The following is a 21196-nucleotide window of genomic DNA, read 5'->3' on the forward strand; positions in this document are numbered from 1 at the left end:
TGTCGGAAGATTTCAAGTCCAGTGAGACGGTCGTATCGCTATGGGGTTTGTGGTGCGGGTTCGCGGCGCTTGGCCGGGTCGTTGATCCAGGCCGTCTTGGGTATCTCGGGTGGTCGAGGGCGGCGGCCGAAGCGTTCGGGGCAGGGCTCCGGCAAAGTTGTTGATCACGCTGTCAGGAGCAGGTTGATGGGGCGGTCAGTGTTGCGGGCGTGATGTCGTAGGCGGCGGCGATGTTGTCGTGTCCGTCCAGTCGGAGCAGGGTGATCGCGGTGTTGCGCAGGCCCGCCATGACGCGGGGGGCGTTGCCGGTGCGGACCTGGGAACGGTCTTCGTCGAAGGTGACGTCGCGGACCCAGTGCAGGCGGTTCTCGATCTCCCAGTGCGACTGCACCCATGTGGCCAGGACGGTGTGCGTCGAAGAGGTCGACGCCCGGCCCGGGTCGTCGCGCCCCATCTGGTCGAGCGATCAGGAGAGGCAGCGGCAACGGCGGCACAGCCCCCTGGCGACATCGAGCTCGACTACGTCGGGTCCATCGCGAATGCCGCAACCGTCATCACGGCTCTGCACCGGGGCGAGAAACGGCTGGTCTTCTGCGAAAGCCGACGCACCGTCGAGGAGCTGGGTGAGAAGCTGCGCCTCAAGGGCGTGACGACCTTCCTTTCCCACACCTCACTGTCCGTGGACGAGCGGCGGCGCGCAGAGACCGCTTTCGCCGAAGCCCGCGACTGCGTGATCGTTTCCACAAGCACTCTGGAACTGGGCATCGACGTCGGAGACCTGGACCGCGTCATCCAGCTCGACGCACCGTCAACCGTCGCCTCCTTCCTCCAGCGCCTCGGCCGTACAGGGCGCCGCCCCGGCAGTCGACGCAACTGTCTCTTTCTCGCCCTCGACGACCAAGGACTGCTCTCCGCAGCTGCGGTCCTTCATCAGTGGTCCAGCGGCTGGGTGGAACCCGTCACTGCTCCTCCCGAGCCACGCCACCTGGTCGCCCAGCAGCTACTCGCGTTGTGTCTGCAGGAGCGCCGGGTGGGTGAGAACCTGTGGCACGAGTGGTGTGGAGGCCTCGGCCCCTTCGGTCCGGGCGCGGCCCCAGTCGTACGCCACCTCGTGGAGCAGGGATACCTGAATCAGGACGGCGGGCTGCTGTTCGTCGGACCGGAGGCCGAACGCCGCTACGGTCACCGCCACTTCATGAACCTCACGGCAGTATTCACCGCCCCACCGGAGTTCACTGTTCTCAACGGCCGCACGGAGATCGGTCGCACCGACCCGGACCTGCTCACCGAAGAGATCGAGGGCCCGCGCAAACTTCTGCTCGCAGGTCGCAACTGGCTGGTGACGTACGTCGACTGGAGCCGCAAGCGCTGTTTCGTGGAGCCGGCCGACGAGGGTGGCCGCGCCAGATGGAGCGGTTTCGGCTCCGAGCGCATCCGCTCGTTCGCCCTCACCCGCGCCGCCCGTGACGTCCTCCTGGGCAATGATCCGCCGATCCGCGTGACCAAGAGGGCAGCCGCAAAGCTCGCCGAGGCTCGCGACGCGCACCTGCATACCGTCCACCCTGGTGGCACGGTCGCCATTCGGAGCTCGGACGGTGACATCCGCTGGTGGACCTGGGCCGGCCACCGCGCCAACGCCACCCTGGCCGCCACACTTCCCTCGGTGGTGGCCCCGCACCGGCGCGTCAACGATCAATGGATCCGGCTCCGCGACGACGTCACTCTTGAGGCCTGGACGATGGCCCGCGCGAATACCGGGGCGGGACTCTGCCTGCCCGAAGTCGACAGCCGCGCGGTTCGTGGTCTCAAGTTCGGAGAAGCTCTCCCGCCCCGCCCCGCCCCGCCTGGCCGAAGCCACTCTCGCCGCGCGCACCGCGGATGAGCAGGGGGCCCGCAAGGTTCTCGCGGAGCCTGCGCGCTTTGTCACACTCAGCAGTGAGTAGCCGGGCCGGCCGGTCAGCGGCGGCGGGGCGCAGATGGGTGCGGGGCGGGGTGATCAGCCAGGTGCCGCCCACGAGCAGGAGGGTGAAGACCGCCAGGCCCGCGCCGAGGGCCACGATCAGCCAGATCCTTTCGCACAGCGGGAACGTGCCGCTCAGGGTGACCTGGAGGGAGCCGACCGCGAAGGGGACGGCCGCGGTGAGGACGGCGACCAGTTCCACGGCGTGTACGCAGGAGGGCTGCAGGGTTTCCCTGGAGATGGCAGCAATTCCCTTGTGAGACAGGCATGTTCGCGACTGGACCGTGTGCCTGTCATTCGATCAGGCGGGTAAATGAGGACGCCCGGGTGACGCACGGGCTGATCCCGGGCGCGGGGCTGGCCGTCGTCGAGGGGCCGGGCCACATGCCCAATCTGGAGCAGCCGGAACGGTTCAACGCGGCTCTGCTCGGGTTCCTCGCCTGCCTGTGAGGCAGCGGTCAGGCAGCTTGCGGTCAGGCGGCTTGCGGTGAGGCAGCTTGCGGTCAGGCGGCTCAGAGCTGTGGCTGCCGGAGCGGCTTGGCCATGCAGATGCTGTTCTCGTACGTCCGGTAGTGGCCGAACTTCGAGCAGGGCGTGTAGCCGCTGGAGGTGTACAGGGCGACGGCCTCGGGCTGCCTGTCGCCGGTCTCCAGGACCATGCGCGTACGGCCCGCCGCGCGTGCGTCGGCCTCCAGTGCGGCGAGCATGCGCCGGGCGAGGCCGTGGCCCCGGCCTTCAGGGATCACGTACATCCGCTTGATCTCGGCGTCGCCGTCGGAGTAGCCCTCGTCGTTCCGCTCCTGGGAACGCCAGCCGCCCGTGGCGACCGGGTGGTCCGACTCGTCGTAGGCGAGCAGATACAGCCCGTGCGGCGGATCGAACATCGTGGCGTCCAGGGGGGTGACATCGCCCCCGTCCCCGTACCGCTCGATGTATTCGAGCTGGACCTGGTCGTTGAGTTTGACGGCATCGGGGTGATCGAAAGGCCGCGACTGGATATTCATACGGGTGATGGTACACGTATGCGGCCTGGGTCTGTCGGTATTGTGCCCTGATGCTCACTGTGACCTCCGTAAATGTAAACGGCCTCCGCGCCGCCGCGAAAAAGGGCTTCGTCGAGTGGCTGGCCGGGACCGAGGCTGATGTGATCTGCCTCCAGGAGGTCCGGGCCGAGCCGCAGCAGCTCCCCGCCGAGGTGCGGGAGCCCGAGGGCTGGCACACCGTCCACGCGCCCGCCGCCGCCAAGGGCCGGGCAGGCGTCTCCCTCTTTACGCGGCACGCGCCGGAGCGGGTGCAGATCGGCTTCGGCGGCTTCGGCGGGACCGAGGGTGCGGAGTTCGACGCGAGCGGCAGGTACGTCGAGGTCGATCTGCCCGGTGTCACGGTCGCGAGCCTGTATCTGCCCTCGGGCGAGGTCGGCACGGAGCGGCAGGAGGAGAAGGAGCGGTTCATGGCCGCGTTCCTCCCGTATCTGGAGGGGCTCAAGGGGCGCTCGGCGGCCGAAGGGCGCGAGGTCCTGGTCTGCGGTGACTGGAACATCGCGCACCAGGAGGCCGACCTGAAGAACTGGAAGGCCAACAGGAAGAGCTCCGGCTTCCTCCCGGAGGAGCGCGCCTGGCTGACCCGGGTCTTCGACGAGGCGCGGTACGTCGACGTGGTGCGAGCGCTGCATCCGGACGTCGAGGGGCCGTACTCCTGGTGGTCCTACCGCGGGCGGGCGTTCGACAACGACTCGGGATGGCGGATCGACTATCAGGTGGCGACCCCGGGACTGGCCGCGCGCGCGGTCAAGGCGTGGGTCGAGCGTGCCGCCACGCACGGGGAGCGGTGGAGCGACCATGCCCCGGTGACGGTCACGTACGAGCGGTAGCCCCGGCCGGGTTCCCGGCGCGCCGCGTGGTCAGTCCGCCTTCGGGGGGTGCGTTCCGTCGGCGCGGCGCAGCTTCCGGTCGAAGGCCATCGAGAGCTCGGCGTCCACCACCGCCCGTGCCAGCGGGCGGAGTTGGGGCGGTTCCTGCTCGGTACTGTGGGCACGCAGGACTTCCACGAAGAGTTCGGCGAGGGCGTCGGCGTGTTCGCGGACGCGGCGGCCGGCGGCGAGCACCGTGGCGAGCGGTACCCCTTCCCGTACGAGCTCCGCCGACACGTCCAGGAGCCGGCGGCTGATGTGCACGATCTCCTCGCCGTCCACAGCGAGGTAGCCCAGGTCGAGCGCTGCCGCGAGGTTCTCCGGGGTGGACTCGCCCTCGAAGTAGTCGGCGAGCTGCTCGGGGCTGAGCCGGACCGGGGTCTCCTCGGTCGGTTCGCCCAGGCCGAGCACTTCGGCGACATCGCGGCCGCTGTCGAAGGTGGCGGCGAGGTCGGCGATGCCGTTGAGGGTGTGGCCGCGCTCCAGCAGGCCCGTCACCGTGCGGAGCCGGGCCAGGTGGCGGTCGTCGTACCAGGCGATACGGCCCTCGCGGCGCGGCGGCGGGATGAGTCCGCGCTCCCGGTAGAAGCGCAGGGTCCGTACGGAGATGCCGGCCTCCTTGGCCAGCTCCTCCATGCGGTATTCACGATGCTCGCGTCCTTCGGCCACAGAGGCACCCTATGTTGTACCGCCGGTAACTTTCCTCGGTCCGACCTCTACCCATCAGTACGGCGCTGCTCTACCCTCCCAACAATGCCAGTGATTGCTGGCAGAGTCGTGTGACGTACCGCGGGAGGCGGCAGCATGGCCCAGCACGAGCATGTACGAGTGGCGGTGATCGGATCCGGTTTCGGGGGCCTCGGCGCCGCTGTTCGGCTCCGCCGCGAAGGCACCACCGATTTCGTCGTCCTGGAACGGGCCGGTTCCGTCGGCGGTACCTGGCGAGACAACAGTTATCCGGGCTGCGCCTGTGACGTACCGTCCCACCTCTACTCCTTCTCGTTCGCACCCAACCCCGAGTGGCCGCGCACCTTTTCAGGGCAGGAGCACATCCGCGCCTACCTGGAGCACGTCGCCGACACCTTCGGGCTGCGCCCGCATCTCAGGCTCAACCACGAAGTGACCGTGATGCGCTGGGACAACGACGAGCTGCACTGGCGCATCGAGTGCGCCAACGGGGCCACGATCACCGCCGACGCCGTCGTCTCCGCGACCGGTCCGCTCTCCGACCCGAAGACGCCCGACATACCCGGGCTCGCCGATTTCCCCGGCAAGGTCTTCCACTCCGCCCGCTGGGACCACGACTACGACCTCACGGGCAAGCGCGTCGCGATGATCGGCACCGGCGCCTCCGCCATCCAGATCGTCCCGGCCATCCAGCCCAAGGCCGCCAAGGTGACGCTCTTCCAGCGCACCCCGCCCTGGGTCATGCCCCGCATGGACCGCGCCATCAGCGGCGCCGAGAGGTGGCTCCACCGCACCCTGCCGCTGACCGGCACCGCGCGCCGCGGACTGCTCTGGGGCATAAGGGAGTTGCAGGTAAGCGCCTTCACCAAGCACCCGAACCAGCTCGGCCTGGTGGAGAAGATCGCCAAGTCCAACATCGCCCGGTCGATCAAGGACCCGGCACTGCGGGCCAAGCTGACGCCCTCGTACCGCATCGGCTGCAAGCGCATCCTGCTGTCCAGCGCCTATTACCCGGCGCTCGCCCAGCCCAATGTGGATGTGGTCGCCTCAGGTCTGACCGAGGTGCGCGGCTCCACGGTTGTCGGCGGCGGGGGCACCTCCCAGGACGGAGTCTCTGGGGGAGGTACGGAGACCGAGGTCGACGCGATCATCTTCGGCACCGGTTTCCATGTGACGGACATGCCGATCGCCGAACGGGTCGTCGGCGCGCAGGGCATCACGCTCGCCGAGCACTGGAAGGGAGGCATGGAGGCGCTGCGCGGCGCGACCGCGGTCGGCTTCCCCAACTGGATGACGATCATCGGCCCCAACACCGGGCTCGGCAACTCCTCGATGATCCTGATGATCGAGTCGCAGCTGAACTACATGGCGGACTATCTGCGCCAGTTGGATGTCCTGGGCGGGCGCGCCGCACTCGGCGCACGCCAGTCGGCGGTGACGGCGTGGAACCACCGGGTCCAGGAACGGATGAAGCGCACCGTGTGGAACACCGGCGGCTGCACCAGCTGGTACCTCGACGCCGAAGGGCGCAACACCACGGTCTGGCCGGGGACGACGGCCGAGTTCCGCAGGGCGACGCGGTCGGTCGACCTGGCGGAGTACGAGGTGATCCGGGTAGCGAAGCCCGGGTCCGCCGAGGACGGCAAGGCACCGGCCGAGGAGGCTGTCGCATGAGCAGGCTGCTGCGGCGCGAGGACGCGCCGCCCGTGCCCGTAGGCGAACTGACCGCGGTCTCGGCCGACGGCTCGCGCCTCCATGTCGAACTGCACGGGCCCGAAGGCGCCCCCGCGGTCGTGCTCGCGCACGGCTGGACCTGCAGCACCCACTTCTGGGCCGCCCAGATACGTGACCTCGCCGTCGACCACCGGGTCATCGCCTACGACCAGCGCGGACACGGGAGGTCGCCCGAGGGCGGTGTCGCCGGCTACAGCACGAACGCCCTCGCCGACGACCTCGAAGCCGTCCTGGCGGCCACGCTCGCGCCGGGGGAGAAGGCGGTACTCGCCGGGCACTCCATGGGCGGCATGACGCTGATGGCCGCCTCGCGGCGGGCCGGACTGCGGGAGCACGCGGCGGCGGTCCTGCTGTGCAGCACCGGAGGTTCGCGGCTGCTCGCGGAGTCGCTGGTCATACCCCTCAAGGCCGGTGCGGTCCGGACCCGGCTCACCCGCGCGGTCCTCGGTGCGCGGGCACCGCTCGGGCCGGTCACGCCGCTCTCGAAGAGGATCCTCAAGTACGCCACGATGGGCGCCGGTTCGGCTCCCGAACGGGTCGACCTGTGCGCCCGCATCGTGCACGCGTGTCCCCGGCGGGCGCGGGTGGCCTGGGGCCATGTGCTCGCCGACCTCGATCTGGACACGGGGGTACGGGAGTTGCGGGTGCCGACCGCCGTGATCGCGGGTGCGGAGGACCGGCTGACGCCGCCCGTACACGCGCGCGCCATCGCCGCGGGGCTGCCGCAGAGCCTGGGACTGACCGAGCTGACGGGCATGGGCCATATGACACCGGTCGAAGCGCCGGAGATCGTCACAGCGAAGATCCGCGAACTGGTGACCGAGTACGTCACGGTGGCCGCCACGGGCAAGGAGGAGGTCGCATGAGCAACAAGCGGAATCTCGAGGGACAGGTCGTCGTCGTCACCGGCGCGGCACGCGGGGTGGGCGAGCTGCTGGCCCGCAAGCTGTCGGCGCGCGGTGCGACGCTGGCACTGGTCGGCCTTGAGCCGGACGAGCTGAAGCAGGTCTCCGACCGGCTGCACGGGGAGAGCGACCACTGGCACGCGGACGTCACCGACCATGTCGCGATGGCCCGGGTCGCGCAGGAGGTCAAGCAGCGCTTCGGCAAGGTCGACGTGGTCGTCGCGAACGCGGGCGTCGCCGCGGGCGGGCCGTTCGTCGACTCGGACCCGGAGGCGTGGCGGCGGGTCATCGAGGTCAACCTGATCGGCGGGGCGGTGACCGGCCGGGCGTTCCTGCCGGTGCTCATGGAGAGCCGGGGCTACTTCCTCCAGATCGCGTCGCTGGCCGCGATCACCCCGGCACCGATGATGACGGCGTACTGCGCGTCGAAGTCGGGCGTCGAGGCGTTCGCGCACAGCCTGCGGGCCGAGGTCGGCTACCGGGGCGTACGGGTCGGGGTCGGCTATCTGTCCTGGACGGACACGGACATGGTGCGCGGCGCGGACGAGGACGACGTGATGCGGGAGCTGCGGCAGCGGCTGCCGTGGCCGTCGAACCGCACGTACCCGCTGGGCCCGGCCGTGGACCGGATCGTGGCGGGCATCGAGCGGCGTTCCTCGCACGTGTACGCGCAGTGGTGGCTCCGGGGGATGCAGTCGATACGTGGCTGTCTGCCGACGGTCATCGGGATCGTGGGGCAGCGCGAGATGGCGCGGTTCGGGGACCGTCTCTCGGGCGTCGGCACGGGTCTGGTGGGGGCCGGAGGCGCGGCTGACCAGGAGGCGCGCACGCAGAGTAAGTGATCGAAATGCGCGGAATGTCCTGGCGTGTAAATCTGGTCGAGGCCCCGGCCAACGGGGCCACCCCCACGCATCCCACATAGGAGTGAACAGCATGGGCATCGCCGACCAGTTCAAGGACAAGGCGCAGGAACTTGCCGACGAGGGCAAGAAGAAGACGGGCCACAAGAAGGGCGAGGCGCGCGAGCGTTCGTCCGAGCGGTCGGAACGGGGTCGGGAGCAGTCCGGCCTTCGCGACCGCACCGAGGACATGACGGACGAGGCCCGCGAGCGCCTCGACCGTTGATCTCCGCGGCAGCCTGAACCCTGCGCGCTTGCGCGTCCGCGCGCCCGCGCCTGTGAAGGGCGCACCCGGCTCACCGGGTGCGCCCTTTCGCGTGCGCGAGGCCTTGTTCCCTCGGCCCGCCGAAGGTGCCCTCACGCGCGGGACGGGCTTGGATTCCGGATGGGGCTTCGTTCGGCTCGGCGCTCAGGATGCCCTCAATCGCCGGGCGGGCTTGATCTCGCCGGTCCCGGTCCCGGTCGTGAGGTGCAGGGCCCCGGGGGCGAGCAGGACTGGGGGCGAGGAGGACCGGGCCGGAGGAGGACCGGGCCGGAGGAGGACCCGGCCGCCCCACCCCCTACCGCGGCGGCAGCGGCGGACGTCGCAGCATCGGGGCCGTCGCATACGCCGGCGGTGTCGACGCGGGGTGCTTCGCCAGCAGGCTCAACGCCACCCGCACCGCGTCGTCCAGCACCGCGTGACGGCCCTCCGCCCAGTCCAGCGGGGTGCGCAGCGCCTCCAGATCCGGCTCCACGCCGTGGTTCTCCACCGACCAGCCGTACGTGTCGAACCACGCGGCGTTCATCGGCACGGTGATCACCGTGCCGTCACCCAGACGGTGGCGCCCCGTCATTCCCACCACCCCGCCCCACGTCCGCTGCCCCACCACGGGCCCGAGCTTCAGCAGCCGGAACGCGGCGGTGATCATGTCGCCGTCCGAGGACGTCGCCTCGTCGGCCAGGGCCACCACCGGACCCCTGGGCGCGCTGGACGCGTACGAGACCGCCTGGGCGTTACGCGTCAGGTCCCAGCCCAGAATCCTGCGGGTGAGCTTCTCCACGACCAGCTCGCTGATGTGGCCGCCCGCGTTGCCCCGTACGTCCACGATCAGCGCCGGCCGCGACACCTCCAGCCGCAGATCGCGGTTGAACTGGGCCCACCCCGAGCCGCCCATGTCGGGGATGTGCAGATACCCGCACTTGCCGCCGCTCAACTCCCGTACGACGTCACGCCGTTTGGCCACCCAGTCCTGGTAGCGCAGCGGCCGCTCGTCGATCAGCGGCAGGATCGCGATCCGGCGCGGCTGCCCGCCGCCCGCCGGGCGGAACGTCAGCTCCACCGTCGTGCTGCCCGCCGCCGTCAGCAGCGGATACGGACCCGTCACCGGATCGACGGGCCGCCCGTCGACATGGGTGAGGACCGCGCCCTCCCTGATCCCCGTACCGGCGAGCGGCGAGCGCGCCTTGGAGTCCGAGGAGTCGCCGGGCAGGATGCGCTGGATCAGCCACTCCCCGTCCCTGCACACCAGATTCGCGCCGAGCATCCCGATGGCCCGCTGGTAGTGCGGTGGCCCCTCGTTGCGGCGGGCCGGGGAGACGTACGCGTGCGAGGTGCCCAGTTCGCCGAGGACCTCGCGCATTAGGTCGGCGAACTCGTCCGGGGAGGCGACCCGTTCGACCAGCGGCCGGTACTGGTCGAGCACCGCCGGCCAGTCGATGCCGCACATGTCCGGCTCCCAGAAGTAGGACCGGATGATCCGCGACGCCTCCCCGAACGCCTGACGCCACTCCGCCGGCGGGTCGACCTCGTGCAGGATGCGGCGCAGATCGAGATAGACCGTGGAGTCATTGTCACCGGCCTCGGTCGCCGGTACGGCCCTCAGCTCGCCCTCGTCCATGACGACCAGCCGGCTCGCGTCGCCGCTGACCGCGAACCAGTCGAGGTGGTCGACGAGTTCGGTCTTCCGGGCCTTGGCGATGTTGAAGTGCTCCAGGGTGGGCCGCCCCGACATGTCGGCCGGGTTGGCGAACGTCTCGCCCAGCGCCCCGGAGATCGGCCAGCGCAGCCAGACGAGCCCGCCGCCGCTGACCGGGCGCAGCGCCGAGTACTTCGACGCCGAGACCGGGAACGGCGTCACCCGGCTCTCCAGGCCCTCGAACTCGACGCTGACCGCCGCTCCCTCGCCCGTACCTCCGTCGGCGATGTCCACCGGGTCGAGTCCGCCCGCCGCCGGGCGGCCGTCCGGCAGGAGGGCGAACGGCGACGGGGTGGCCGAGGACAGCGGGACGAGGTAGGGCCGGCAGCCCAGAGGGAAGGAGAGGTCGCCGGTGTGGACGTCGTACACCGGATCGAAGCCGCGCCAGGAGAGGAAGGCGAGGTAACGCCCGTCGCCCGTGAAGACGGGGTTCTCGTCCTCGAAGCGGCCGTTGGTGACGTCGACGACGACGGGGGAGCCGGGGCCCGTGATCCGTGCGAGTTTGATCTGGCGCAGGGACCGGCCGACGCCCGGGTGCGACCAGGTCAGCCAGTGGCCGTCGGGTGAGAAGGCCAGATCACGGACCGGGCCGTTCGTGGAGCGGATCAGCTCGGTGACCTCCCCCGCGGGGGAGGCCTCGGCCACGGCTCGCACCAGATCGGCCCGGGTGGACCCGGTGCCGGCCGGCTCCACGGCGTCCGCGGCCACCGCCTCGGCGACCACGGCCTCCGCCGTCTCCAGGAGCAGCAGCCGTCCGTCGTTCGAGGCGATCGCGAGCCGCTCGCCCTCCGGGTCGGAGGTCATCTCCTCGACCCGGCCCAGCTGCCCCGCGGCCAGCAGCCGGGGTTCGCGGTCGCCGCTGGCCCGTGGCAGGTAGGCGATCTCGACGGCGTCGTCGCCGTTCACGTCCGTCACGTACGCGACCTGGCCGCCGCTGCCGAGCATCTCGGGCAGCCGCACCCGGACCCCCGGGGTGTCGGTGATCGTACGGGCGGGGCCGTCGCGGTGCGTGAGCCAGTACAGGCTGCCGCGTACGGCGACGGCGCTCGCCCGGCCCGTCTCGTCGACGGACAGCGAGTCGACGTTGCTCGCGGCGGGCACCTGGTACGAGCGCCGCCCGGTCCGCGGTCCGCCGAGCCGTACCTCCAGCTTGCGGGGCCGGGCGTCCGGCGCTTCGAGGTCGTCGACCAGCCACACCTCGCCGGCGCACTGGTACACGACCCGGTGGCCGTCGCTGGAGGCGTTGCGGGCGTAGAACTGGTCGTGGTCCGTGTGGCGGCGCAGATCACCACCGTCCAGCGCGCAGGAGTACAGGTTGCCGACGCCCTGGTGGTCGGAGAGGAAGGCGATGCGGCGCCCGATGATCATCGGCGAGCCCAGGTGGCCGCCGATGTCCGGCAGCAGCCGCTCGCCGTGCAGCCAGAGCCGCCCCATCGCGCCGCCCCGGTACCGTTTCCACGCTGCCGGTTCGTGCGGCGGCGTACCGGTGAGCAGCAGGGTGCGCCGCTCCCCGTCGATGTCGGCGACCGCGATGTCGGAGACGGGGCCCCAGGGCAGCTTGCCGCCCGGGCTGCCGTCGGTGGGGACGCTGTAGGCCCAGGAGAAGTACGAGAACGGCTGGTTGTGCGAGGAGACGGCGAGGATCTGGGAGGAGTCGCCCGGATCGGGAGTCCAGCCGCAGACCCGGGCGTCGGTCGAGCCCCAGTAGGTGAGTCTGCGGGCGGCCCCGCCGTCGACGGGGGCCAGGTGGATCTCGGGGTCGAGCGTGCGCCAGGTCGTATAGGCGATGCGGCTGCCGTCGGGGGAGAAGCGCGGATGGCTGACCCGCGTCCGGTCGACGGTCACCCGCCAGGCGCGGCCGGGTCGGTGCCCCGCCGGGGCGAGGGGGGAGACCCATAGGTCGTCCTCGGCCGCGAAGCACAGCAAGTCCTTGTGGAGGTGCGGGAACCGGAGATACGCGACGTCGTCACTCACCCCCCAATGCTTTCGGTGTGCAGGGCCCGCGGCAACTTGTGGTGCAGCCCACAAGCGAAACGATTTCGTTTCGCTCCGGGGCGGAGGTACGGTTCAGGTGTACGAAACAGTTTCGTTCGATGGGCTGGTGATCCACTCAGGATCGCCGGACGATCGGCGGACGTACGGATGGGAGGTCGACACATGGCGCGCACCAGGCTCACGCCCGAGCGTGAGAGCGAGCTGTACGCCGCCGTCCTCGACCTGCTCCGCGAAGTGGGCTACGACGCCCTGACCATGGACGCCGTCGCCCAGCGCACCCACTCCAGCAAGGCCACCCTCTACCGCCAGTGGGGGAGCAAGCCCAAGCTGGTCGTCACCGCTCTTCGGCACAACAAGCCGGTGAGTCTCGCCGAGATCGACACCGGTTCGCTGCGCGGGGACTTCCACGCGGCACTCAGTCGTAGTGACGACTGCCAGATGGAGAAGGACTCCGCCCTGATGCGGGGTCTGGGCCATGCCATCCACGAGAATCCCGATCTGCACCAGGCGCTGCGCGAGCTGCTGATCGAGCCGGAGATGACCGGCCTCGCAACGCTGCTCAACCGGGCCGTGGACCGGGGTGAACTGCGCGCGGACAATCCGGCGCTGAAATATGTTCCGCACATGCTGATCGGCGCTTTCGCCGCCCGGCAGCTGGTCGACGACCGCGCGGTCGACCAGGCGTATATCCGTGACTACTTCGACGCCGTGGTCCTCCCCGCCCTCGGCGTCTGACGTCCCCAGCTCCTCCCGCACGGCCCTCTCCCCGTAGCCCTGCCTGACACGCCGCTCTCGTCGTCGGGTGGTTCCTCACGCCCTTTTCCACTCAACGACCTGACCGGGAGTACGCCCCCGTGGCCACTTTCCTTTACAAACTCGGACGGCTCGCCTTCCGGCGCCGCCGCTTCGTCGCCCTGATCTGGGTGGCGTTGCTGACGATCGCCGGGGTCGGTATGGCCACCGCGTCCACCGCCACCTCGAGCTCGTTCTCGATTCCTGGTACGGAAGCGCAGCGCGCCTTCGATCTGCTGGAACAGCGCAACCCCGGCGCCAGTGCTGCCGGGGCCACCGCCCGCGTCGTCTTCAAGGCGCCCGAGGGCGAGAAGGTGACCGACCCCGCCAACAAGCGCGAGATCACCGGCATCGTCAAGGAGTTGCAGTCCGGCTCGGATCAGATCGTCTCCGTCGCCGACCCGTTCCAGACGAAGGCCGTGAGCCGGAACGGTTCGACGGCGTACATCTCGGTCTCCTACGAGGTCAGCTCCATGGAACTGACCAAGAAGACCACCAGCGCCCTGAAGGACGCGGGCAAGGACGCGCAGGACAGCGGTATGACGGTGGAGATCGGCGGTGACGCCCTCCAGGTCATGCCGCACACCGGGACCGCCGAGGTCATCGGCGTGGCCATCGCCGCCGTCGTTCTGGTCATCACCTTCGGTTCGATGGTCGCCGCCGGGCTGTCGCTGCTGACCGCGATCGTCGGGGTCGGAATCGGGGTCGGATCGATCACCGCGCTGGCCAGTGTGCTGGACCTCGGCAGCACCACGGCGACCCTCGCCACAATGATCGGTCTCGCGGTCGGCATCGACTACGCCCTCTTCATCGTCTCCCGCTACCGCGCCGAACTGGCCGAGGGCCGGGAGGGCGAGGAGGCCGCCGGGCGGGCCGTCGGCACGGCCGGATCCGCGGTCGTCTTCGCGGGCCTGACCGTGGTCATCGCCCTGGTCGGGCTCTCCGTCGTCAACATCCCGATGCTGACGAAGATGGGCCTGGCAGCCGCCGCGACCGTCGCCATCGCTGTCCTCATCGCGCTCACCCTCGTCCCGGCCGCCCTCGGCTTCGCGGGCAAGCGGGTCATGGGACGCAAGGCGCGCAAGACCGCAGACGCCCTCGCCGAGTCCGGCGACAAGGCCGAGGCGAGGCCGAACATGGGCACTCGCTGGGCGAGGTTCGTCCTGCGCAAGCCGGTGTGGGTCATGCTGGTCGGCGTCCTCGGACTCGGCGTCATCGCCGTACCGGCCGCCTCGCTGGAGATGGGTCTGCCCGACGACGGCTCCCAGCCGAAGTCGACCACGCAGCGCCAGGCGTACGACATGCTCTCCGACGGCTTCGGCCCCGGCTTCAACGGGCCCCTGCTGGTCGTCGTCGACACGCGGAACAGCTCCGACGGGAAGGCCGCAGCCGCGCGGGTCTCCGAGGAGATCGAGTCAATCGGCGTCAGTGCCGTCACTCCGGCCAAGTTCAACAAGGCCGGCGACACCGCGACGATCACGGTCATCCCCAAGGACCGGCCCTCCTCCGTCGCCACGGAGAACATCGTCCACTCCATCCGCGACGCGGGCGGTGACATCAAGAAGGACACCGGAGCCGAGGTACTGGTCACCGGTGCCACCGCGATGAACATCGACTTCTCGCAGAAGATGAACGACGCGCTGCTGCCCTATCTGGCCCTCGTCGTCAGTCTGGCCTTCCTGCTCCTGATGCTCGTCTTCCGTTCGATCCTGGTGCCCCTGAAGGCGGCTCTCGGCTTCCTGCTCTCGGTCGTCGCGGCCCTGGGCGCGGTCGTCGCGGTCTTCCAGTGGGGCTGGCTCGGCTCGGTCTTCGGTGTGGAACAGACCGGCCCGATCATGAGCATGATGCCGATCTTCATGGTCGGTGTGGTCTTCGGTCTCGCCATGGACTACGAGGTCTTCCTCGTCACGCGGATGCGAGAGGCGTACGTCCACGGGGAGTCGCCCGGCCAGGCGATCGTCACCGGCTTCAAGCACGGTGCCCGCGTGGTGACGGCAGCCGCGGTGATCATGATGGCCGTCTTCTCCGGCTTCATCGGCTCCAGTGAGTCGATGATCAAGATGATCGGCTTCTCCCTCGCCATCGCCGTCTTCTTCGACGCTTTCGTGGTGCGGATGGCGATCGTGCCGGCCGTACTCGCCCTGCTCGGCAAGCGTGCCTGGTGGCTGCCGCGCTGGCTGGACCGTGTGCTGCCCAATGTGGACGTCGAGGGCGAGGGGCTCCGCAAGGAGCTCACCGACACTCCCGGCGCCTCCGCCGGGGAGGCGGGCGGTGAGCGCGAGCTGACCCGGGTCTGACCCGGACAGAGCCCCGGGGGCCGCGCATGAGCGGAGCACGGCCCCCGGCAGCACCGGTTACCTGTGGGGACGGGGGACCGGGGCGACAGGAAGCCCCCGTGCGAGCGGCACGGGGGCTTCCGTCATGTGTGGGCGTTGTATGCAGCGCCTGCGCGCCTGTCGTCAGGGCGTGCTCGTGGAGGCCGTCGTGGCGGCCGGCGCCGGGGCCGGCTCCGTGGGCTCCGTCGCCTCGTAGGTCCGGTGCAGGAAGCGGATCAGTGGCGCGTTGTCGATCTGGAACACCTCGACACCGTCGGCCGAGTGCAGTTCCACGATGAGCTGGGCGCGCCCGCAGGGCCAGACCCGGACGTTGCCGCGCTCGGCGGGGAAGCGGAGTCCGCTCTCCAGGAGATCGCGGCCGACGGCCCAGTCCGTTCCGCTGGCGAAGGACACATGGACGGTCGGTGACGCGTCGGCGGGGTCGAACCGCAGGTCGACGGGGACAGGGCGGGTGAGGGGGCCGTCGGTGATGAGCCGGGCTCGGGCGTGCTCTTCGATCACGGGGGACATGGGCCGGCTCCTCCTGTTTGTCTTACTTCGCACTCTAATGTCCCATATTTTGCGCCAAGGGCACCGGGTGCAGGTCTGCGCAGGTGTGACAAACCTGCTCTTGCAAGTGATGCGCAACAAGGCTCTATTCTTGGTGGGTCCTGACACCGCCCCCGGGAACGCAGGAAAGCGGAGCCTCCCATGCATGTACCCGACGGATTCATCAATGCACCCGTCTCGGCCGTTGCGGGAGTCGTCGCCGCGGGCGCGGTCGCCGTCAGCCTCCGTGGCGCCCGACGAGAACTGGATGAGCGCACGGCCCCGCTCGCCGGGCTCGTCGCGGCCTTCATCTTCGCCGTGCAGATGCTCAACTTCCCGGTCGCCGCCGGCACCAGCGGCCATCTTCTGGGCGGGGCACTGGCCGCGATCCTGGTAGGCCCGTACACCGGAGTGCTCTGTATATCGGTCGTCCTGCTGATGCAGGGCATCCTCTTCGCCGACGGCGGCCTCACCGCCCTCGGCGTCAACATCACCGTGATGGGCGTCGTCACGACCGTCGTCGCGTACGTCCTGTTCCGCGGTCTGACCGCCGTGCTCCCGCGCACCCGCAGGTCGGCGACCGTCGCGGCCTTCGTCGCCGCGCTGGTCTCGGTACCGGCCGCGGCCGGCGCCTTCACACTGATCTACGCGGTCGGCGGCACCACCGACATCCCCATCGGCAAGGTCCTCACGGCCATGGTCGGCGTGCATGTGCTGATCGGCATCGGCGAGGCCGTCATCACCGCGCTGACCGTGGGCGCCGTGATCGCCGTACGCCCGGACCTGGTCCACGGCGCCCGAGGGCTCGCCACCCCCCTCAAGCTCCGTATCGGCGGCGAACTGGTCGACGCCCCGGTCGCCGCCCCCGCCCCCGTGGCCGTGGCCGCCCGCTCCACCCGCAAGGTCTGGGCCACCGGCCTGGCCACCGCGTTCGTCCTCGCGGGCTTCGTCTCCTTCTACGCCTCCGCCAGCCCCGACGGCCTGGAGAAGGTCGCCGCGGACAAGGGCATCGACACACAGGTCGAGGAGCACGCCGCCGCGGACTCCCCGCTCGCCGACTACGGCGTCAAGGACGTCAGCGACACCCGCCTCTCGGGCGGCCTCGCCGGAGTGATCGGCGTCGGCGCCACGGTGGCCGTCGGCAGCGGGGTCTTCTGGGCGGTCCGCCGCCGCCGAACCGACGAGCCGGCCGCCACCACCGTCACGGAGACCGTCTGACATGGGCGCCGGCCACGCCCACAAGCTCTACCGGCACGCCCACTCCCCGGTCCACGACCTGCCGCCGCACTGCAAGCTCGCCGCCGTCTTCGGCTTCGTGCTCGTCGTCGTCTCCACCCCGCGCGAGGCGGTCTGGGCGTTCGCGCTCTACGCGGCGCTGCTCGCGGCTGTCGCTGCCGCGGCCCGTATCCCGGCCGGATTCCTGCTGAAGCGGCTGGTCATCGAGGTGCCGTTCGTGGCGTTCGCGGTACTCATGCCGTTCGTGGTCCCCGGTGAGCAGACCGAGATCCTCGGCGTCTCCGTGAGTGTCCCCGGCCTCTGGGGCGCCTGGAACGTCCTGGCCAAGGGCACCCTCGGCGTCGCCGCCTCGGTGATCCTCGCGTCCACCACCGAGCTGCGCTCCCTGCTGCTCGGCCTCCAGCGGCTCAAGCTGCCACCGCTGCTCGTCCAGATCGCCTCCTTCATGATCCGGTACGGGGATGTGATCACCGGCGAGATGCGCCGGATGTCGATCGCCCGCCGCTCCCGCGGATTCGAGGCCCGGGGTGTACGCCAATGGGGTGTCCTCGCGAAATCGGCGGGCGCCCTCTTCATCAGGTCCTACGAGCGCGGCGAACGCGTCCACCTCGCGATGGTCAGCCGCGGCTACACCGGCACCATGCCGGTCATCGACGAGGTGACGGCCTCCCGCACCCAGTGGGCGTACGCCGGCGCACTCCCCCTGCTCGCCCTCGCTATCTGTCTGCTGGGATGGACCCTATGAGCAGCCCGACCCCCGCCTCTCTCGAAGTCAGCGGCCTCGCCTACGCCTACCCCGACGGCCATCAGGCCCTCTTCGGCGTCGACCTCACCGTGGAACGCGGCGAACGCGTCGCGCTCCTCGGCCCCAACGGCGCGGGCAAGACCACGCTCGTCCTGCACCTCAACGGCATCCTCGACGCCGGCGCGGGCACCGTCCGGGTCGCCGGTCTCCCCGTCGCGAAGCGCAACCTCGCGGAGATCCGCCGCCGCGTCGGCATCGTCTTCCAGGACCCCGACGACCAGCTCTTCATGCCGACCGTCCGCGAGGACGTCGCCTTCGGACCCGCCGCCTCGGGGCTGCGCGGACCCGAGCTGGAGGAGCGCGTCCACAGCGCCCTGAAGCAGGTGGGCATGGAGGAGTACGCGAACCGTCCCCCGCACCACCTCTCCTTCGGGCAGCGCCGCCGGGTGGCCGTGGCCACCGTCCTCGCGATGGAGCCGGAGATCCTCGTCCTGGACGAGCCCTCCTCCAACCTGGACCCGGCGTCCCGGCGCGAACTCGCCGACATCCTGCGCTCCCTGGACGTCACCGTGCTGATGGTCACCCACGACCTGCCGTACGCCCTTGAGCTCTGCCCGCGGGCCGTCATCCTCAGCGACGGGGTCATCGCCGCCGACGACCGCACCCAGGACCTGCTCGGCGACGAGGACCTGATGCGCGCCCACCGGCTGGAGCTGCCGTTCGGCTTCGACCCGCGCTCCGTGACAATGGGCGCGTGACCAAGGACGCTCCGGACGACAATGGGCGCGTGACCAAGGACGCTCCCGACACCGCCGCGCGAGGCCCCCACCCGCCGGCGGCCTCGCTCCTCCTCGACGAACAGCTCTGCTTCGCGCTGTACGCGGCCCAGCGGGCCGTCACCGCCGCGTACCGGCCGCTCCTCGACGAACTCGGCCTCACCTACCCGCAGTATCTCGTGATGCTGGTCCTGTGGGAGCGCGGTGAACTACCCGTCAAGGAGCTGGCCCGCTCCCTCCACCTCGATTACGGGACCCTCTCGCCCCTCCTGAAACGGCTGGAGGGCGCCGGTCTCGTACGCCGCGTCCGCTCACCCGCCGACGAACGCTCCGTGCTCGTCGAACCGACCGCCGACGGCGCGGCCCTGCGCGAGCGGGCGGCCTGCGTACCCGGGGAACTGATCGAAGCCGCCGGGATGGCATCCGCCGACGTGGCCAGGCTCCGCACCGAACTGCACGGGCTGACGGCCCGTCTGGAGCACCCGGGAGACGGCTGACGAAACATCTTGTCCACGGCCCCGGCACACCGTTCACCTGCGGCGCGATGCACCATGGGGGGATGAGCGGGAGTGCGGGAACAGGCGTGGATGTACGGGGCACGGTGGCGCCCGGGTTCGAACCGGTAAGGGACGCTTTCGTCCGCAACTTCGAGCGCCGGGGTGAGCGCGGGGCGGCGGTCACCGTCTACCGGCACGGCCGCAAGGTCGTCGATCTGTGGGCCGGTACGAGAGATGTCGACGGCGTCGAGCCGTGGGCCGTCGACACCGTGCAGATCGTCCGCTCGGCGGGCAAGGGCATCGCCACCGCCGTACCGCTGCTGCTGCACCAGCGCGGCCAGCTCGACCTGGACGCCCCGGTCAGCACGTACTGGCCGGAGTTCAAGGCCAACGGCAAGGAACGCGTGCTCGTACGCCACCTCCTCGCCCACCGGGCCGGTGTGCCCGCGCTCGACCGGCCCCTGACCCCGGCCGAGGCGGCCGACGGTGTGTCCGGACCTCTGGCGGTCGCCGCCCAGGGCCCCCAATGGGAGCCCGGCACCGACCACGGCTACCACGCCCAGACGTACAGCTGGCTCCTGGGCGAACTGGTGCGACGGGTCACCGGACGCACCGTGGGCCGCTGGATCGCCGAGGAGATCGCGCGCCCCCTCGGCCTGGACTTCTGGTTCGGCCTCCCGGTCGACGAGGCCCACCGGATCGGCCGGGTCGGCCCCGTCGAGCCGCCCGCCGTCGTGGGCGGCGGCACCCTGCGGCTGCGCCCCAAACGCTCGGTCGCCGAGGCATACCGTGACCCGGACTCCCTCACCCGCCGCGCGTTCGGCGCGATCGACCCACTGCCGGACGAGAACGACGGCGTCTACCGCGCGGCCGAACTCCCCGCCTCCAACGGCATCGCCACCGCCCGCGGTCTGGCCCGCTGCTACGCCGCGATGATCGGCGAGGTCGACGGCCACCGGCTGTTCGCCCCGGCCACGCTCACCCTGGCCCGCACGGAGGAGTCCACGGGCCCGGACCGCGTCCTGGTCGTCAGCACCCGCTTCGGCCTGGGCTTCATGCTGCACGGCCCGGCCGCCCCGCTCCTGGCCCCCGGCTCCTTCGGCCACCCCGGACGCGGCGGATCGCTCGGCTTCGCCGACCCCGAATCGGGCATTGCCTTCGGGTATGTGACGAACGGTCTGCAGAAGGGAGTTACCGCCGATCCCCGTGCCCAGGCACTGGTCAGAGCAGTACGGTCGGCCCTATGACTCCTCCTCCTGCCGCGGCCACCGCACGGTTCGACGGCTACGCCGTACTCATCACCGGAGCCGGCCAGGGCATCGGCGCGGCCACGGCCCGCCGCCTGGCATCGGAAGGCGCCTCGGTCCTCGTCACCGACCTCGACGGGGCCCGGGCGGAGTCCGCCGCCGCGGAGATCCGCGGGACAGGCGGCACGGCCGACGCCTTCCCCTGCGACGTGGGCGACCGGCCGGCCGTCGAGGCCGCCGTCGCCCACGCGGTCGCCACGTTCGGCCGCCTGGACGTCCTGGTCAACAACGCCTGTTCGGCGGGCGCCGACGCCCCGCTCTTCGAGGACGAGACGGACGAGGTCTGGCAACGCGACCTGGACATCACCCTGTCCGGCCCCTTCCGCTGCTCCCGGGCGGCCCTGCCGCACCTGGTGGACTCCGGCAGGGGCGCGATCGTGAACATCGGCTCCGTCAACGGCGAACAGGACTTCGGCGGTCACGCCTACAGCGCCGCGAAGGCGGGCCTGGCCGGTCTGACCCGTACGCTCGCGGGCCACGCGGCCCCCCGCGGCGTCCGCGTCAACCTGGTCGCCCCCGGCACGGTCCGCACGGACGCCTGGGCAGGCAGGGAAGCCCAGTTGGACCGGATGGGACCGCTCTATCCCCTGGGCCGCGTCGGCGAACCGGACGACATCGCGGCAGCGGTCGCCTTCCTCGCCTCCCGCGACGCGTCCTGGATCACGGGCACGACCCTGCGCGTGGACGGCGGTCTGCTGGCCGTGAACACGGGGTTCCGCCAGGCGATCTGAACGACCGCGTCGAGGTCGCATCCGGCCCAGGCCTCATGCACGCCCGCTAGGTCCTGTCTGGAGTTCCCCCGCGGCGTCGCGGCGTCCGGCACCGCCGCCTCCGGCGTTGTCGTCAGTCGCGAGGGCTCCGCCATCGCTCCCTCCTCCGCCTTGGATTCGACGGCACCGGACGCCGCTCCTTCTCCCGCGCTGGAACTCCAG

Annotated in this window: 18 protein-coding genes and 2 pseudogenes; 15 read left to right on the forward strand and 5 right to left on the reverse strand. The window is 70.7% G+C overall.

Annotation, left to right across the window (positions count from 1 at the left end; translation table 11 throughout):
* Positions 1 to 172: 172 nt before the first annotated feature.
* Positions 173 to 409: pseudogene (locus F0344_RS21400) on the reverse strand (transposase); the annotation flags it as partial.
* Positions 410 to 421: 12 nt separating this feature from the next.
* On the opposite strand from F0344_RS21400, the pseudogene F0344_RS21405 reads away from it, so the two are divergent.
* Both F0344_RS21405 and F0344_RS35180 read left to right on the forward strand, forming a co-directional pair.
* Positions 422 to 1943, forward strand: a pseudogene (locus F0344_RS21405) (helicase-related protein); the annotation flags it as partial.
* 344 nt (positions 1944 to 2287) lie between these two features.
* Positions 2288 to 2410 carry an alpha/beta hydrolase gene (locus F0344_RS35180; protein WP_219732149.1) on the forward strand — a complete coding sequence of 41 codons (123 nt, stop codon included), beginning with the start codon at positions 2288 to 2290 and terminating at the stop codon, positions 2408 to 2410.
* A gap of 62 nt (positions 2411 to 2472) precedes the next feature.
* Here the strand turns inward: F0344_RS35180 and F0344_RS21410 are convergent, their stop codons facing one another.
* Positions 2473 to 2964, reverse strand: a complete 492-nt coding sequence (locus F0344_RS21410) for a GNAT family N-acetyltransferase (RefSeq protein ID WP_185300339.1) — start codon at positions 2962 to 2964, stop codon at positions 2473 to 2475.
* Between the two features lie 50 nt (positions 2965 to 3014).
* Here F0344_RS21410 and F0344_RS21415 point away from each other — a divergent pair, with 50 nt between their 5' ends.
* Positions 3015 to 3830, forward strand: coding sequence for an exodeoxyribonuclease III (locus tag F0344_RS21415; RefSeq protein WP_185300340.1), 816 nt, complete (start codon positions 3015 to 3017; stop codon positions 3828 to 3830).
* Between the two features lie 30 nt (positions 3831 to 3860).
* On the opposite strand, the gene F0344_RS21420 is transcribed toward F0344_RS21415, so the two are convergent.
* Complete coding sequence (locus tag F0344_RS21420) at positions 3861 to 4505, reverse strand: MerR family transcriptional regulator (protein ID WP_185302812.1); 645 nt, start codon at positions 4503 to 4505, stop codon at positions 3861 to 3863.
* A gap of 168 nt (positions 4506 to 4673) precedes the next feature.
* Here F0344_RS21420 and F0344_RS21425 point away from each other — a divergent pair, with 168 nt between their 5' ends.
* The 4 genes from F0344_RS21425 to F0344_RS21440 all read left to right on the forward strand — a co-directional run bounded on the left by F0344_RS21425 (position 4674) and on the right by F0344_RS21440 (position 8320).
* Positions 4674 to 6230 (forward strand): flavin-containing monooxygenase, encoded by a 1557-nt coding sequence (locus tag F0344_RS21425; protein ID WP_185300341.1) that lies wholly within the window; start codon positions 4674 to 4676, stop codon positions 6228 to 6230.
* The gene (locus tag F0344_RS21430) at positions 6227 to 7156 is read left to right on the forward strand and encodes an alpha/beta fold hydrolase (RefSeq protein WP_185300342.1); all 930 of its coding nucleotides are present in this window, start codon (positions 6227 to 6229) and stop codon (positions 7154 to 7156) included. The genes F0344_RS21425 and F0344_RS21430 overlap by 4 nt, the downstream gene beginning before the upstream one ends.
* Positions 7153 to 8037, forward strand: coding sequence for an SDR family oxidoreductase (locus tag F0344_RS21435; protein WP_185300343.1), 885 nt, complete (start codon positions 7153 to 7155; stop codon positions 8035 to 8037). The genes F0344_RS21430 and F0344_RS21435 overlap by 4 nt, the downstream gene beginning before the upstream one ends.
* Positions 8038 to 8128: 91 nt before the next feature.
* Positions 8129 to 8320 carry a hypothetical protein gene (locus F0344_RS21440; protein WP_185300344.1) on the forward strand — a complete coding sequence of 64 codons (192 nt, stop codon included), beginning with the start codon at positions 8129 to 8131 and terminating at the stop codon, positions 8318 to 8320.
* A gap of 334 nt (positions 8321 to 8654) precedes the next feature.
* Here F0344_RS21440 and F0344_RS21445 read toward each other — a convergent pair whose 3' ends face one another.
* Positions 8655 to 12026 carry a S41 family peptidase gene (locus tag F0344_RS21445; RefSeq protein ID WP_185300345.1) on the reverse strand — a complete coding sequence of 1124 codons (3372 nt, stop codon included), beginning with the start codon at positions 12024 to 12026 and terminating at the stop codon, positions 8655 to 8657.
* 183 nt (positions 12027 to 12209) lie between these two features.
* Here F0344_RS21445 and F0344_RS21450 point away from each other — a divergent pair, with 183 nt between their 5' ends.
* Positions 12210 to 12782 carry a TetR/AcrR family transcriptional regulator gene (locus F0344_RS21450; RefSeq protein ID WP_185300346.1) on the forward strand — a complete coding sequence of 191 codons (573 nt, stop codon included), beginning with the start codon at positions 12210 to 12212 and terminating at the stop codon, positions 12780 to 12782.
* A gap of 119 nt (positions 12783 to 12901) precedes the next feature.
* Positions 12902 to 15136, forward strand: a complete 2235-nt coding sequence (locus tag F0344_RS21455) for an MMPL family transporter (RefSeq protein WP_185300347.1) — start codon at positions 12902 to 12904, stop codon at positions 15134 to 15136.
* 162 nt (positions 15137 to 15298) lie between these two features.
* On the opposite strand, the gene F0344_RS21460 is transcribed toward F0344_RS21455, so the two are convergent.
* On the reverse strand, positions 15299 to 15685 hold the full coding sequence (locus F0344_RS21460) for an SsgA family sporulation/cell division regulator (protein ID WP_185300348.1): 387 nt from the start codon (positions 15683 to 15685) through the stop codon (positions 15299 to 15301).
* Between the two features lie 180 nt (positions 15686 to 15865).
* On the opposite strand from F0344_RS21460, the gene F0344_RS21465 reads away from it, so the two are divergent.
* The 6 genes from F0344_RS21465 (at position 15866) to F0344_RS21490 (ending at position 20995) form a co-directional block, all read left to right on the forward strand.
* Positions 15866 to 16921, forward strand: a complete 1056-nt coding sequence (locus F0344_RS21465) for an energy-coupling factor ABC transporter permease (protein WP_185300349.1) — start codon at positions 15866 to 15868, stop codon at positions 16919 to 16921.
* 1 nt (position 16922) lies between these two features.
* The gene (cbiQ, locus tag F0344_RS21470) at positions 16923 to 17684 is read left to right on the forward strand and encodes a cobalt ECF transporter T component CbiQ (protein WP_185300350.1); all 762 of its coding nucleotides are present in this window, start codon (positions 16923 to 16925) and stop codon (positions 17682 to 17684) included.
* Positions 17672 to 18442 carry an energy-coupling factor ABC transporter ATP-binding protein gene (locus tag F0344_RS21475; protein WP_185300351.1) on the forward strand — a complete coding sequence of 257 codons (771 nt, stop codon included), beginning with the start codon at positions 17672 to 17674 and terminating at the stop codon, positions 18440 to 18442. Before cbiQ ends, F0344_RS21475 begins: the two co-directional genes overlap by 13 nt.
* Positions 18443 to 18471: 29 nt before the next feature.
* The gene (locus F0344_RS21480) at positions 18472 to 18957 is read left to right on the forward strand and encodes a MarR family winged helix-turn-helix transcriptional regulator (RefSeq protein ID WP_185302813.1); all 486 of its coding nucleotides are present in this window, start codon (positions 18472 to 18474) and stop codon (positions 18955 to 18957) included.
* A gap of 86 nt (positions 18958 to 19043) precedes the next feature.
* Positions 19044 to 20204, forward strand: a complete 1161-nt coding sequence (locus F0344_RS21485; RefSeq protein ID WP_185302814.1) for a serine hydrolase domain-containing protein — start codon at positions 19044 to 19046, stop codon at positions 20202 to 20204.
* A complete protein-coding gene (locus F0344_RS21490) occupies positions 20201 to 20995 on the forward strand; it encodes an SDR family NAD(P)-dependent oxidoreductase (protein ID WP_185300352.1) in 795 nt (264 codons plus the stop codon). The genes F0344_RS21485 and F0344_RS21490 overlap by 4 nt, the downstream gene beginning before the upstream one ends.
* Positions 20996 to 21196 lie beyond the last annotated feature (201 nt).

The sequence above is a fragment of the Streptomyces finlayi genome (assembly GCF_014216315.1).
In the GTDB taxonomy this organism is placed as follows: domain Bacteria; phylum Actinomycetota; class Actinomycetes; order Streptomycetales; family Streptomycetaceae; genus Streptomyces; species Streptomyces finlayi_A.